Source organism: Nonomuraea ceibae, assembly GCF_019396325.1.
Classification (GTDB): Bacteria; Actinomycetota; Actinomycetes; order Streptosporangiales; family Streptosporangiaceae; genus Nonomuraea; species Nonomuraea ceibae.
This window is the reverse complement of sequence record NZ_JAHKRO010000072.1, coordinates 21,463-35,841: the sequence shown is the minus strand read 5'-3', so window position 1 is coordinate 35,841 and position 14,379 is coordinate 21,463. Positions and strand designations below refer to the sequence as shown.

General features: G+C 70.2%; 12 protein-coding genes. 6 read left to right on the top strand and 6 right to left on the bottom strand.

What is annotated here, in order from left to right; translation table 11 throughout:
* Positions 1-157: 157 nt before the first annotated feature.
* Together KME80_RS33290 and KME80_RS33285 are read left to right on the top strand one after the other, a co-directional pair.
* Complete coding sequence (locus KME80_RS33290) at positions 158-619, top strand: nitroreductase family deazaflavin-dependent oxidoreductase (RefSeq protein ID WP_219510520.1); 462 nt, start codon at positions 158-160, stop codon at positions 617-619.
* 147 nt (positions 620-766) lie between these two features.
* Positions 767-1,252, top strand: a complete 486-nt coding sequence (locus tag KME80_RS33285; RefSeq protein ID WP_219510519.1) for a pyridoxamine 5'-phosphate oxidase family protein — start codon at positions 767-769, stop codon at positions 1,250-1,252.
* Between the two features lie 138 nt (positions 1,253-1,390).
* On the opposite strand, the gene KME80_RS33280 is transcribed toward KME80_RS33285, so the two are convergent.
* Positions 1,391-2,362 carry a nitrilase-related carbon-nitrogen hydrolase gene (locus tag KME80_RS33280; RefSeq protein WP_219510518.1) on the bottom strand — a complete coding sequence of 324 codons (972 nt, stop codon included), beginning with the start codon at positions 2,360-2,362 and terminating at the stop codon, positions 1,391-1,393.
* 142 nt (positions 2,363-2,504) lie between these two features.
* Here KME80_RS33280 and KME80_RS33275 point away from each other — a divergent pair, with 142 nt between their 5' ends.
* From KME80_RS33275 to KME80_RS53370, 3 genes are all read left to right on the top strand, one after another.
* A complete protein-coding gene (locus KME80_RS33275) occupies positions 2,505-3,386 on the top strand; it encodes a LysR family transcriptional regulator (protein ID WP_219510517.1) in 882 nt (293 codons plus the stop codon).
* Between the two features lie 381 nt (positions 3,387-3,767).
* Entirely contained in the window at positions 3,768-4,208 is a 441-nt protein-coding gene (locus tag KME80_RS33270; RefSeq protein ID WP_219510516.1) for a DUF6196 family protein, read from the top strand.
* A gap of 24 nt (positions 4,209-4,232) precedes the next feature.
* Complete coding sequence (locus KME80_RS53370; protein ID WP_372455406.1) at positions 4,233-4,718, top strand: nitroreductase family protein; 486 nt, start codon at positions 4,233-4,235, stop codon at positions 4,716-4,718.
* A 135-nt stretch (positions 4,719-4,853) separates the two neighbouring features.
* On the opposite strand, the gene KME80_RS33260 is transcribed toward KME80_RS53370, so the two are convergent.
* The gene (locus tag KME80_RS33260) at positions 4,854-6,482 is read right to left on the bottom strand and encodes an HAL/PAL/TAL family ammonia-lyase (protein WP_219510513.1); all 1,629 of its coding nucleotides are present in this window, start codon (positions 6,480-6,482) and stop codon (positions 4,854-4,856) included.
* A gap of 334 nt (positions 6,483-6,816) precedes the next feature.
* Between KME80_RS33260 and KME80_RS53365 the strand changes: the two genes are divergently transcribed.
* A complete protein-coding gene (locus tag KME80_RS53365) occupies positions 6,817-7,389 on the top strand; it encodes a tyrosine-type recombinase/integrase (RefSeq protein WP_372455405.1) in 573 nt (190 codons plus the stop codon).
* 623 nt (positions 7,390-8,012) lie between these two features.
* Here KME80_RS53365 and KME80_RS33245 read toward each other — a convergent pair.
* The 4 genes from KME80_RS33245 to KME80_RS33230 all read right to left on the bottom strand — a co-directional run bounded on the left by KME80_RS33245 (position 8,013) and on the right by KME80_RS33230 (position 14,354).
* Complete coding sequence (locus tag KME80_RS33245; protein WP_219510511.1) at positions 8,013-8,480, bottom strand: hypothetical protein; 468 nt, start codon at positions 8,478-8,480, stop codon at positions 8,013-8,015.
* A 954-nt stretch (positions 8,481-9,434) separates the two neighbouring features.
* Positions 9,435-11,414 (bottom strand): S9 family peptidase, encoded by a 1,980-nt coding sequence (locus tag KME80_RS33240; protein ID WP_308126025.1) that lies wholly within the window; start codon positions 11,412-11,414, stop codon positions 9,435-9,437.
* On the bottom strand, positions 11,411-13,186 hold the full coding sequence (locus tag KME80_RS33235; RefSeq protein WP_219510509.1) for an N-acetylglutaminylglutamine amidotransferase: 1,776 nt from the start codon (positions 13,184-13,186) through the stop codon (positions 11,411-11,413). Before KME80_RS33235 ends, KME80_RS33240 begins: the two co-directional genes overlap by 4 nt.
* A gap of 1 nt (position 13,187) precedes the next feature.
* Entirely contained in the window at positions 13,188-14,354 is a 1,167-nt protein-coding gene (locus KME80_RS33230; protein ID WP_246646183.1) for a carboxylate-amine ligase, read from the bottom strand.
* Positions 14,355-14,379: the final 25 nt, after the last annotated feature.

Below are 14,379 nucleotides of genomic sequence, written 5' to 3'. Positions count from 1 at the left end.
ACCAATGTCGAACTCCCGGTCGACGGCGGCCCGTGAACAGAAAGGTCACGACCATGAGCATCGATTTCGACACCTTCACGATCCCCGTCCATCCGGCCAGGCGTGAGCCCGCGGTCGGCGCCGAGCCCGTCCGGGGCAGCACCGAGGGAGGCCGCTGATGTGGGACGACGCCACGGACAGCCCTGACCCGTCAGTCGCCGAGCACGTGCGCCGCTATCTGGCCACGGACGGCCGCGACGGCTACCTGGAAGGAGGGGTGACCAACCTCGTCCTCACCGTCAAGGGACGAAAGTCGGGCCGGTGGCTGCGCACGGGACTGTTCTTCGGCGAGGACGACGGCCGCTACGTGCTGGTGGCGTCCGGCTCGGCCATCACCCACACGCATCCCGGTTGGTACCTCAACGTGGTGGCCAACCCGGAGGTCGGCGTGCAGATCCTCGGCGAGCGGTTCACCGCCAGGGCGCGTACCGCCGAAGGGCCGGAGCGGGAGCGGCTCTGGCGCATGATGGCCGAGCTCGCGCCGGTCTACCGGAGCTACGAGGCCAGGAGCCGTAGGAAGATCCCCGTGGTCGTCCTGGAGCCCATCAGACCAAGGCAGACAGATCCACACCCGCTGTAGGAACCCACGAACGTGACTCAGTGCGGACGGATCTCCGACCCCACGGCCAGGACGGTCGTCATGGCCTTCCGCCTGCGCACCCCCGTCGCGTACCGAACCGGCCCAAGGATCCGCCCCCGCAATCGTTCGAGCAGCAAGGAGACGACGATGACCAACCACGTGGCGTCGTTCGACGAGATCAAGGACGAGTTCGACACCTACATCGGCGACATCGTGTATGCGACCATGACGACGGTCGACCAGAAGGGACGACCCCGTGCACGGGTGCTGATCCCCGTCTGGGAGAGCGTCGACGGCCTGCCACTGGGCTGGCTCGCCACCTACAAGACACCTGTCAAGGCCGCCCACCTGGCGGGCAACCCGCACAGCACGTTCTCCTACTGGACGCCGCGGCAGAACGCGGTGAGCATCGACACCGTCGCCACCTGGGTCGACGACCTGGAGACCAAGCGCCACGTCTGGGACCTTTACCGGCGTACGAGCCCCCAGGGGGCGGGCTACAACCTGGGCAACTTCTGGCGCGACCCGGAAGACCCGAAGCTGCACGTCCTGCGGCTGGAGCCGTGGCGCGTGCAAGTGATCAGACGCGGCAACCTGCCCGGCAGACTCTGGTACGCGCCAGGGAAACGCTGAACGACCTGAAGACACCACCGAGCCGCCCCGGTCGGGCTCGTCGTCAGTCCTCCCCCATGACATGATCAAGCTCCTCGTCATGGCGCGCCCGACCGCGGGTCCAGGACGCCGTCACGGGCTTCGCTGAGCGGCGGCCGATCAGCTCCGGTCAGATCGCGGGACGCGGAGGATGGGCACTGGATCGGCGGCGAAGCGCGCGGTGCGCGGATCGCGCTCGTCGCCGAACCGGCGGGTGAGGATGTCGTACAGTTCGGGACGCCGGCCCTGCAGCCAGCGTCGTCCGGTGGACAAGGGCAGCAGGCTCAGGTCGAGGTCGGCAGCGACCATGGCATCAGCGGCGGCCCAGGTCTCGGCGAGGACGCGGCCATAGGGGTCGAGGATCATCGCGTTGCCGGTACGGATCTCGTCATCGTCCTCCCCGACACCATTGCTGAACACGACGAACAGGCCGTTGTCGTGGGCCCGGGCGGGCAGCCAGCGCATCAGCCACTCGCGTCCGTTCGGTCCGCGCAGCTCCGCTTCGATCGCTTCGGGGTCGTGGTGCCTGCGGTGCCAGAGCTCCGCAGGGATGGGCCGCATGCCATGTGGGCTGCGGGAGGCGGTGCCGCCGGTCTGGTGCGGCGCGATGAGCACGGAGGCGCCCATCAGTGCGGTCGCCCGTACGTTCTCGACCAGGTTGTTGTCCCAGCAGATCAGGATGCCCGCGCGTACGCCCCACGGAGTGTCGAAGACGGTGTAGGCATCGCCGCTGCTGATCGCCTCGTGTTCGAAGGCGTGCAGCTTGCGGTGCCGGTGGACCTGCCCGTCCGGCAGGCATACGGCATAGCTGTTGAACAGCCGCCCCTGCTCGTCGGCCTCCAGGAACCCCGCACCCACAGCCACGCCGCGCTCCACCGCCAGATCGCGTACGCGGCCGACGGATGGCCCCGTCAACGGCTCGGCCAGCTCGCGCAGCCGCTCGGCCGAATGCCGGCGCAGGTGCCAGTAACCCAGCAAGCACATCTCCGGGAAGGCGACGAGGTGCGCCCCACCGCCGACGGCCTCCCGCACGTAGTGTTCGACCCGGCCCAGGTTGTAGGCCTTGTCATCCGGCCGGTGCTCGAACTGCACGCTCGCGCATCTCAACCCGTCGCCCTTCGCCTGGTCTGGCTGCTCCATCATGGCCTCCCGTCACCCGTTCAGGACACCAGGACACCGCACGAGACTCCGATGCGTCCAATGAATGTTTTATGGCGTTCCATAGGATGAACGAATGGACATCGGTCTGCTCCGCGCCTTTCTCACCGTGGCCGAGCAGCGCAACTACGGGCGCGCCGCCCGGCTGCTCCTGGTGACGCAACCCACGCTGACGAAGCAGATCCAGTCCCTGGAGGCACAGGTCGGGGGCCGGTTGTTCCACCGCGGGCGCCACGGCGCCACACCGACCGAGCTCGGAGCGGCCCTGTTGCCGGAGGCGCAGGATCTGGTGCGACGGGCCGACGCCTTGGCCGTGCGGATGGCCAGGATGGCCGGCGGCGAGATCGGCAGGCTGTCGGTCGGCTTCGGGCTCTCCAGCATCGACCTGACTCCGCGCCTGGTGGCGGCCTTCCGGCGCAGCCGTCCCGACGCGTACGTCACGCTGGAGGACATGTCCTCCCAGGAGCAGCTCGACAGGCTTCGCGCTGACGAACTGGACGTCGGCTTCGTCCGCCTTCCCGATGAGGACGGCTGGGGGCGGCTGATCCTGGGGACCGACCGCCTTGCGCTCGCCTCGGCCGATCATGGAGATCCCCCTCCACCTGACCCGGCAGACATCTCACGCTGGGTGGATCGCCGGGATTTCGTCCAGTTGGTGACAGCCAGAGGCCCAGGACTGGCACGTCAGATCAACCGCTTCTGCACCGCCGTCGGGGCCCGGCCCAGAATCTTCCAGGAGGCGCATGACCTGCAGACCGTGCTGGCGCTCGTGGCGGCCGGGAGCGACGCCGCGTTCGTCCCGGCGAGCGCCGCCCGCATCGCTCCCTCGCCGATCATGATCACGCCGCTCCGGCATCCGGCAGCGGAGTGGCGCATCGCCGCGGTCTGGAATCCCGGTCATCTCCCGCCGTTGGTCGCGAGCTTTCTCGACCTCGTCCGCGATGGCTCGGCTCGATGAGACGCAGGTGTGGCCACGCGTCAGATGGATGGACGGAATGATGGCCGCCGCGACGCTGCACGCTGTAGCGCGCCTGCCTGCCCGGCCCCGGCTCGTGGCTCCTTCTCGCGCGGCGCTCTCCGTGTGCGGAGGGACGGCCTCTGAACAGCCGTGACACCGGCCGTTCCGGCCAGGACCGTGGCCATCAGACCTCTGCCTCAGCTCATACTTGCCTCTCAGCCCGAAGAGCAGGATCTGCCTCCGGACGCCTTTGGGCGGCGAGGCGACCCGGGTTACCAACCCTGCCTGAGCCGGGGGCGTCACGTCCGGCGGGCCGTGGGAGGATCGCGTGCGTCCGCTGCTCAAGGCGGGTCACGGTAAACGAATCGGAGGTCTCGTTCCATGGTCAGCGTCAGCAGGGAGACTCCGGAACAGACTCATGAGCGCCTCCGCCGCGTGATCACGATGGCGGATCTCACCGTGCACGATGGTGTGTGGTGCTTCGAGGAGTTCCCCGCCGACCGCCCGCCGGCACTCACCGCTGACACCTTGGCCGTGGTGCGTGACAGCGAGAGCTGGAGCCGGCTGGTCCCGCTGCGCCCCGGAGTCGCAGACGTCGAGCACTTCGGGATCTTCTCCTTCCATTTCCCGGCCGAACTCGACAACAGCGGCTTCGTCGGCTGGCTGGCCGGCCACCTCAAAGCCGAGTTGGGGACCGGTGTGTTCGTCATCTGCGGCAGCAACCGAGCTCGGGGCGGCATCTATGACTACTGGGGCTGCCCGGTCGACCTCCTGGCGGAGGCCGTAGTGATCGTTCGGGCGCTGCGCCTTGCCCAGGGTTGATCAACCAGCGGCACCGGCCCCCGGATGTCCCGTCCGCCCGCGTTCAGGACCGTGATGGATGTGCCGCCCCACTCCGATGTGTCGATGCTGACGTCCCTGCGGGCGAGCCGGTGGTTCACCACGGCACCCGTCAGCGACGAGGAACTGCGCCAGGTGCTGGAAGCCGGCCGCTGGGCCGGCTCGGCCCGTAACCGGCAGCCGTGGAGGTTCGTGGTCGTACGCAGCGGTGCAGTCCGCCGCCGGCTTTCGGGCCTGGGCGCCTACGCCGCGCACCTCGCCACGGCGCCGGTCGTGATCGCCCTGGCCGTCGACGAGGACGCCGGCGGTGAGGACGCCCAGGCTGCCCCGTATCGTTCTTCCCCGCCACCAACGCCGACCTGGCCGGCCGGATCTGCCGGCTCACACCGCCCTGGCGAGTGCGTACCGCTGTATGCCTGGGCCACCCAGCCCCTGCCCCGACCGGCAAGTCCGCCATCCCCACCGGCCGCCTGCCCCTGGCCGCACTCGTGACCGAGATCACTGATCCGACCGGCTGAGCCGGCCTCATGTGCCTGACAAGATCCCATCTTTCTGCGCTGCAAGAAGGGATCAACAACCCAGGACAACGATCGCTGTACGGCGGCCGGGCAACGGTGCTGCGGTTGATCATTCCAGTGGCCCGACAGCCGCTTGGACGGCCTTGGAGATGGTGCCGGATCGTAGGAGGTCGAGGGCGGTCGCCATCTCCGTCTCGAACCATCGGTCACCGTGGAGGGCCGGCGGGATGGCGGCGCGGATCACCTTCAGCGCGGCCTGGGTTCCCGTGCCGAGGGGGAATGCGGCGGCCTGCGGTTCGACCAGTGACAGTGCCTGGGCGGCCATCAGCATCTCGACGGCGACGATCTGTTCGACGTTGGCCACGATGGTGCGGGTTTTTCTGGCGCACCAGGTGGAGTTGGAGACGTGGTCTTCCGCGTTGCCCTTACCAGGAATGGAATCGATCGAGCCGGGCGTGGCCAGCGTGCGGTTCTCCATCACCAGGGCGGACATGGAGCATTGCATGGCCGCATAGCCGGTGTTGACGCCTGGGAGTCCGGCGTTGAGGTTGCGTGGCAGGCCATAGCTCATGGTGGGTTCGATGAGGCGGGCAAGGCGACGCTCACTGATGGACCCGAGATCCGTCAGGGCAATGGCCATGAGGTCCATGACCTGGGCCAGCGACTGCCCGTGAAAGTTGCCCCCCGAGATGACCTGGTAGTCATCACCGCTAGCGAACATCAGCGGGTTGTCGGTCGCCGAGTTGATCTCGACGCCCAGAACCCGATCGGCATAGTCGAGCGCATCACGTACGGGCCCGTGCACCTGCGGAGCACACCGGAACGAATAGACGTCCTGAATTCGCGGCGGCGCCGCTTGACCCTCCGCCCGATTCTCATCCGGAAAGACCACCTGCCGCGCCGACGGTGAGCAGCGTCGCGAATCGCCTGCCATCCTGAGCACGTTGCGGGCGGTGCGCTGTTGACCCGGATGCGGCCTGGCCTGGTGCACCGGTGGCTGAAAGGCCGCCAGCTCACCACGCATCGCCTCCAGACTCATGGCCAGGGCGATGTCGGCAGCCTGCACAACAGATCGTGCATCGTGTGCGGCCAACACCCCCAGAGCCAGCGAGACGGTGCAGCCGTTGAGCAGGGCCGCGGCGTCCTTGGCGCCCAGCCTCATGTCCACAGCGAGCCCGGCGGCGGCGATCGCCTCCCGCGCGGACAGCGACTCGCCCTGGTATTCGATCCGCGCCTCGTGAAAGCCGCTGAGGGCAGCAGCCATGTACGCCAACGGCGCAAGATCTCCGGACGCACCCACCGAACCCTTGCACGGGATCACCGGGTGCAGGTTCCGGTTGACAAAGTCCAGCAGCCGGTCGACGACAGCGACGGTGGGCCCGGAGAAACCGGCCGCGAAGGCGTTCGCCCGTAACAGCATGGTGGCCCGGACCACATCCTCCTCATAGGGTTCCCCGACACCGACCGCATGCGCCTTGATCAGCTGGTGCTGGTAGAGCTCCATTTCGGCAACCGGCACCCGTCGATCCTTGAACAGCCCGACTCCCGTGTTGAAGCCGTACATCAACGGTGCCTCATCATGCATCCAGTGCGCTTCGATGTAGGCCCGAGCCCGGCTCAGCCGCTCCCGCGCTGCCGATGCCAGCGCAACCTCCTCGCCAGGGGCATACTCGTCGCGGCGGGCCACCCGTACGACCTCGGGCGCGGTCAGGCTCTCTCCATCGATCATGATCGTCATGCTTGACCAATGTGCCAGCTCTTCTTACACGAGTCCAGATCAACAGTGAACCGTCACCCGGACCGCACGTGAGACCCACCCGCGCCGGCCACCGAGCCGGCCCGTCCGGCGCTACGCGCCCACAAACGCCGGCGCGCCGAATCGGGCGACCGCGGCCAGCGCGAGGCACCACCCATCACCATCGACGCGCTGCGCGCCATGGTGACCGCCTGCGACCTGAACGCGCCCGTCGGGCGGCGCGACCGGCTGCTGCCCGGCCTGGCCCTGATGGACAGTTCCCCACGATGCCCCCACGCCGATCCCCGCTATCGAGATCGTCATTAGGGGCGCAACTATGCCATATCGGGCTTCGGACATGCTGGCGTCTCGCGGGAGAACATCCACCTTGGCACCGCGTCGGGGGCGAAGACGTCCCGGCCCGCTGGACCGGAACTATTTGACGACAGGTTCGCGGACCGGGGGAATCCCCGACCGGGATCGCCCGAACTTGCGTCGAGAGCAAGGCTCCCATGACAGCCTCGAGGGCATCCGTCCGATACTCAGCACTACCTACCGCAGGGCGCTGCATCGCTCGCTGGAACGCTGTGACATCCAAGACGAGTACGGCCGGCCTGTTCACCTCACCCCGCACCAGTGGCGCCACACTTTCGGCACCATGTTGATCAACCGAGACGTGCCCCAAGAGGTCGTTCGCCGGATCCTGGACCACGACTCTCACCTGATGACCGCACGCTACGCACCAGTGGCGCCACTGCCGACCGATCCTCGCCTGGGTTCGCGGCCGGCGTGGTCGCGAACCCAGGCTCGCTCGCAGCGTTCGCCGACCCCCAACTGGCCGGCGACAACGTCCAGGACCTCGTTCGGCACCTCCAGCCGCACCGGATGCGCCGGCCGCGATGCCCCATGATCAGGGCCATGTCCTCGTTGTCGAGGAAGAAGATCTTCTCCATCTCGGCCCGAGAGTGCGGACCGTCGGGCTGTCACATACTCGCGATGCTCACCCAGCATCACACCCGTAAAATGCCACACCCGGTCGGGCGGGTCGGTGAGGTGATTCAAGAGCGAACACCTATGAAACACCACTTACAGCCGGACGCGTAGAAGGCGAACGCTGTTTCATAGGTCAGTGCAAACATATAGCCGCCTGAAACACTTCTGTGGTGCGCGACGACGACTACCTCCATGTCGTTTTCCGAAGTGGGACAGCGTTCCTGTCCGCAGTCCTCTACACTCCGTATAAAGCTGTCGAAGGCGAGCCATCCGTGTCTACTGTCCTAATCGGGTGCGGATGAGGTGGTGTCGGGCTGGTGGAGGCGCGCCTCAGCGATCAGCGCCCCTGTTGCACGCTTCCGCCGCCTGCGTATCCGCTGAAAGGTGAGTGCCGCCATCCACGAGGCCTTCCTCAAGCTGGCCTGCGCGCTCATCTGCTGGCGGCGCCTCACTTGAGTGCGTTAGGCGCTCTTAGAGATCGCTCCCGATGCAGCAGCGGGTCTCCAGGTGAGCGGCCATGGAAAGTGCTGCTGGATGGACTTATGCCAGAACAGGAGCGGGGCGGGTACGGCGCTGATAGGAGCGGGTGCCCAATGCGAGGGCCAATCCGAGGCCCGCGAAGGCCAGTCCGCCCACGTAACCGACCCAGGGCGACCAGCCTTCCTCGACGGCCCTGAAGCCCACGGCCGAGGCGATCAAGGTGGCGGTGCCGTAGGGGGTGAGGATCAAGGCTCCTGCCCATCCCGGGACCAGCAGCAGCCGGCGCGGCAGCCGTTCGCCCCACGGGCGGGCCAGCGCGACCAGGAAGAGCACGCCCCCGAGGGCGCCCAGAGCGGTGAAGTCGATCCCGTGGCGTTCCAGCCAGACCAGGGCCTCGGGCGCGCCGTTGGCCAGCATCTCCGCCCCCAGGTCGCCGGCCGGTCGGCCGGCGTTCCCGCCGAAGGCCCAGTAGGTCTTCATGGCGATGTACGGGGTCAGAGCGGCGATTCCGAACCACGTTGATCTCATGCCCTCGATCATGGCGGTGCCACGGGGGACGCGCCTCACGCCTGGGAGCCAGGTGGCTCCCCCGCTGGGGGGATTGCACCGCGGTTGTTCTGGGGCCATTGACACGGGTCTTCCGGGAACTCCCAACGGGGCCGGCTCCCTGTGCTGGTCGGTCCAGCTCGACGGCCGACCCGGCCTGGTGGGATCGACAGGAGCTGGGAAGGAGTGCTCCGCTGCCATGGGGCCGACGAAGGATTGCCTCTGCGGCACCAATGCTCCCGGCCATGCGTTCTCTGTGGTCGTCATGGTTGGATCAACGGCTCCGACGTGGCCGCCGGACTCGCTCCTGGTGACGTCTACCAAGAGGACCCTTGGCCGCACACCAGGATCATCATGTCCGTCTATCTGGAGAAACTCGTTTTCGCTCCGCTCACAATCTCAGCGGGTGCAATGACAGGCGCTCGAGTCGGCACGTCCGCCGGGCTTTTTGGTAAGGGGGAGATCAGGTTCGCCCCGGCGAAGGCAGGCCCGACATGATTCCCGGATTCGGATGCAGTGGCCGACGGCGCTCCCGGCCTCGTTGATCGCATTGCGGAGACCGTCCAGCGCATCGGCGGCATGGGACGGTACGTGCCTGATGGCGCGCCGCATCCGGTGCAGACCGATGACGTCATCAGCGGTCAGTACCCGGACGGACATGCCGCGGTGGGGTGGGGTGGACCAGCAGGCGTTCGTGCGAGGGGAGCCGGAGGCGCGCCAGTCGTAGCCGTCGAGCCAGTACGTCACCAGCCTGCGCATGGACGAGGGCGGCGGCCCGGCCTACCACTCGTGAAAGGTGACAGCGTCGGGGCAGCGGGTGTCGCGCAATCGGCGGCGCAGGTCGTCGGGGGCGGCCTGGAAGTCGATTGTGAAGGTGCGCATGGGTCCTCCCGGAGGTGAAGGGGTGTCACGGGTCACCGCAAGGGAGGGTCGCGGTCAGGCGCGGTCCGCGAAGGAGCCAAGGAGCTGGTGTTCGAGCCAGCCGGTGACCTTGCTGATGAACGCGACCCGGTTGGCGACCTGCCGGATGTGATGCCCCTCGTCGTCGAACAGCAGGCTGTCACAGGGCAGGCCGAGCGCCGCGGCGGCGGCCAGCACCTGTTCGGCCTGGTGGAAGGGGACGTTGGTGTCGTGGCGGCCGTGCACGACCAGGAGCGGGGCGCGCAGCCGGTCGAAGGCGCGCAGCGGCGACAGGGCCCGCAGCAGGTCCCGGTCGGTCTCGGGATGGCCGTACTCGCGGACGGCCGCCGCCGCGACCCACGGGTCGGTGCGTTCGTAGAAGGTGGCGAAGTCGGCCATGCCGCACACCTCGACCCCGGCCCGGAACAGCGCGGGATGGGCGACCAGGGCGGCGAGCGTGAGATAACCGCCGTACGACCAGCCCATGCAGGCGACCCGGGACGGGTCGGCGGCGCCCAGCCGGACGAGCTCGGCGACGCAGTCGGCCACGTCGTCGACGGCGCGGAAGCGGCGCTCGCGGTCGTCGGCCTCACGGAAGGCGCGCCCGTAGCCGCCGGAGCCGCGCACGTTCGGCGCGAACACGCCGATGCCGTGAGCGAGAAGATGCTGGTAGAGCGGGTTGTACGTGGGCCGTTCCTGGTCCTCGGGGCCGCCGTGCAGGTGGACGACGTACGGCGCGGCGCCCCGGGCCCGTGCGGGGCGATACAGCCAGGCGGCCAGGCCGAGGCCGTCGCGGGCCGGGAAGCGCACCGGCTCGGCCTCGACCGCTTCCGGCAGGCGTCCGGCGCCCGCGAGGTGCTCGTACGCGCCGGTCTGCAGGTCGCACGCGTACACCTGGGACGGCTGGGCGGGGCCTTCGGCGGCGAGCACGGCCACGCCGCCGTCCAGGGAGACGCGGACGGAGGTGACGACGTCGGCGGGCAGCCCGGGCAGCGGGACGGTGAGGCCGGTGCGCGGGTCGAGGAGCTCCAGGCGGGAGCGGCCGTGCTCGTTCCACACCAGGACGGCGTGCCGGCCGTCGGCGCTGAGCGCGAACTGGTCCAGCTCCGCGTCCGCCCGCTCCGCCAGCACCTCCGGCTCCCCCAGCCCCCGCCGTAGCCCTCGACCCGAACCCTGCCAAAGACCGCCATCCGAACCACGCAGGAGAGCGCCGCCGGAGCCGTGCCGGAGGCCCCCGCCCGAGCCCGCCCAGAGGCCACCGCCGGAGCCGCCACCTGGGCCGCCACCTGGGCCGCCACCTGGTCCACCATCGGGGCCGCCGAGGGTGCCCTGCCAGGGGCCCTCGTCGGAGGCCTGCCACAGGCCGTCGCCGTGGACGGCCACCAGGGCGGTGCGGTCGCGGCCGGCGTCGGTGAGCAGGTAGGCCGTGTGCCCGTCCGGGGCGAGGATGCCGTAGTCGGTCGTCCCCGGCAGCCCCGCGAGCAGTTCGTGCTCACCACCCCCCGCGTGCCGCACCGACATGCGGCGCGCCCCGCGGGGCCCGTGCCGCAGCAGGACGGTGGCGTGGTCGCGGCTGACGGCGGCGGGCCGCAGCAGCGGGCCGGAGGCGACGATCTGGCGTCCGCCGGTGGCGGCGTCGACGATGACCGCGTCGGTGCGCCCGCCGGCGTGGGTCTCGGCGACCAGCAGGTCCTCGCCGCGTTCGGTCCATCGGATGAACACCGCAGACCCTCCCGGGGGCGCGGCGAGGGGCCGCAGGTCGCCGCCGTCCGGCCGTACGGTCCAGACCTCGGTGTGCTCGCCGCCGCCGGGGGCGAGCAGGACGGCCAGCCGCGCCCCGGTCGGCGCCCAGTGCACGTCGACGATGGGGTGGGGGCCGGTGGGGACGGGCCGGGGCTCGCCGCGCGCGGGCCGGATCCAGGCGCGCGGCGTGCCGTCGCGGTCGCTGCCGTAGACGACCGCCGAGCGGTCCGGGGCCGGGGCGGGCGCCCAGCAGGACCACGGGAGGTGGGTCACATGCCGTGCGCTTGCAGCCATAGTTCCAGCAGCCCGACCTGCCACAGCGTGTTGACGCCGGTGGCGGCCCGGTCGCGGCCGGGGTCGGCGAGCAGCCCGTCGACGTACTCGCGCCGGAACAGCCCGCGTGAGCGCGCCGCCTGGCTGGTCAGCGCGTCGCGCAGCAGGTCGAGGAGCGGCCCGTCGGGGTGGCGGACGGCGGGCACCGGGAAGTAGCCCTTGGGCCGGTCCACGACCTCGGCGGGCAGCAGCTTGCGGGCGGCGTCCTTGAGCACGCCCTTGCCGCCGCCGGCGAGTTTGAGCCCGGCGGGGCAGGCGGCGGCGAGTTCGACGAGTTCGTGGTCGAGGAAGGGCGTGCGCGCCTCCAGCCCGTGCGCCATCGTCATGTTGTCGACGCGTTTGACGGGGTCGTCGGCGAGCATCGCGGTGGTCTCCAGGCGCAGCACCGCGTCGAGCGCGGTCGCCGCGCCGGGCCGGTCCAGGTGGCGGCGGACGAACTCGCCGCTGACGTCGCGCTCGACGAGGTGCTCGGGCGCGAGGACGCGCGCCAGCTCGTCGTGCGGGCGGTCCCTGAAGGCGGCCAGGTACGTGTCCGCCGCCTGTTCGCGGGGCACCCCGGCCAGCGGCGGGAACCAGTCGTAGCCGGCGAACACCTCGTCGGCGCCCTGCCCGGACTGCACGACCTTGACGTGCCGGGACACCTCGCCGGACAGCAGGTGGAAGGCGACGCAGTCGTGGCTGACCATGGGCTCGCTCATCGCCGCAACCGCCCGTTCGATCCCGGACAGCAGCGCGGAGCCGGGCACGCGGATGCGGTGGTGGTCGGTGCCGAACCGCTGCGCCACCAGGTCGGAGTAGGCGAACTCGTCGCCGCTCTCGCCTGCGGCGGACTCGAAGCCGATGCTGAACGTGGCCAGCCCGGACTGTCCCTCCTCGGCGAGCAGGGCGACGATGAGGCTGGAGTCCAGCCCGCCGGACAGCAGCACGCCCACGGGCACGTCGGCGACCATCCGCCGCCGCACGGCGGTGCGCAGCGACTCCAGGACGGCCTCGCGCCACTCCCCGGCGTGCGGGGGCCGGTCGGCCGGCGTGTGGTCGGGCTCCCAGTAGCGCCGTTCGGTGACGGTCCCGTCGGCCTCGTAGGTGCGTACGGTGGCCGCCGGGAGCTTGCGGACCCCGGCCAGGATGGTGCGCTCGCCGGGCACCAGCGAGTGGAAGGTCATGTAGTGGTGCAGCGCGGTCCGGTCGATGGCGGTGTCGACGCCGCCGGTGGCGAGCAGGGCGGGCAGCGTGGAGGCGAAGCGCAGGCGGCGGCCGTCGGCGGCGAGGTAGAGCGGTTTGACGCCGAGCCGGTCGCGGGCCAGCGTGAGCCGGCCGCCGGCGCGCTCGGCGACGGCGAAGGCGAACATGCCGGCGAAGCGGTCCACGCACGCGGGCCCCCACCGGTGGTAGGCCTTGACCAGAACCTCGGTGTCGGAGCCGGAGAAGAACCGGTAGCCGGCGCGGCGCAGTTCGTCGCGCAGTTCGCGGTAGTTGTAGAGGCAGCCGTTGAAGACCGCCGCCAGGCCGAGTTCGGCGTCGACCATGGGCTGGGCGGCCTTCTCGGACAGGTCGATGATCTTCAGGCGGCGGTGCCCGAGCGCGATCGGGCCGCGTGACCACAGGCCGGAGCCGTCGGGGCCGCGCTCGTGCATGGCCTCGGTCATGCGGCCGACGGCGCCGAGGTCGGCCTTGTGCCCGTCGAAGCGGATCTCGCCGCTCAGCCCGCACACCTCAGGCCGCCGACGGGTAGCCGCGGCCGGTGGTCCAGCCTCCGGGTCTGGTCTCCTCCAGCAGCAGGTCGACGACGTCGGCGTGGGAGCCGCGGCGGGCGAAGGCGCGCCGCTGGCGCTGGGCCGAGCCGCCCCGGCCGAGGGCGTCGGCGGCCAGGGCGGAGACGAGTTCCCAGTCGCCGGCCGCCTCCAGGTGCGGGCGCAGCGCGGCGACCAGGCGGGTGACCACGTCGGCGGCCGGGGCGGGCACGCCTTCGACGGGGTCGACGAGCTCGCCCTCGAGGCCGGAGCGGGCGGCCTGCCAGCGCGCGGCGCGTACCGGGTCCAGCGGCACCTCACGGTCGGGGTCGTCGCCGATCTCGGCCAGCTCCCTGGCGACCAGGGCCCGGAACAGGCCGGCGATCAGCACGATGTCGTCGATGCGCGGGCAGGAGTCGCAGATGCGCAGCTCGACGGTGGGCACGTGGGCGGACGGGCGGATGTCGTAGTAGATCATGCCGGCGTCGCTGATCACGCCGGACCGGATCAGCTCGGCGAGCATCTCCTCGTACTCGGCGGCCGAGCCGAAGCGGGCCATCGGCCCGGTGGTGGGCCAGCGTTCCCACACGAGCGTGCGGTAGCTGGCGTAGCCGGTGTCGGCGCCGAGCCAGTACGGGGAGCTGGCGCTGAGCGCGAGCAGCGGCGGCAGCCAGGGCGCGAGCCGGTGCGCGACGGCGATCGCGAGGTCGCGGTCGGCGAGCTCGGCGTGCACCTGGGTGCCGCAGATGAGCTGCTCGCGGGTGAGGACCTGGTAGTCGTCGAGCATGCGCTCGTAGCGGGCCTCGGGCGAGATCTTCATCTGGTCCAGGTCGGCCAGCGGCACGCTCCCGGCGGCGACGATGCCGAGGCCGACCTCCTCGGCGGCGGCGATGGCGGTGCGGCGCATCGCGCCGAGGTCGCGGGCCAGGTCCTCCAGGGCGTGGCAGGGCCGGCTGTTGGCCTCCACGGTGGAGCGTTGCAGCTCCTCGGTGAAGCGGTCGTCGGGCAGCATGTCGAGCAGGAGCACGGAGCGGGAGACGAGTTGCCGCGTGCGCGTGTCGACGATGTGGAACTCCTCCTCGACCCCGACCGCGATCCGCGACTCCGCCATGGCCACCACTCCCCCACGCTCGAACGTTTGACGGGTCATCTATCCAGAAATCGGGCCTTCGCAC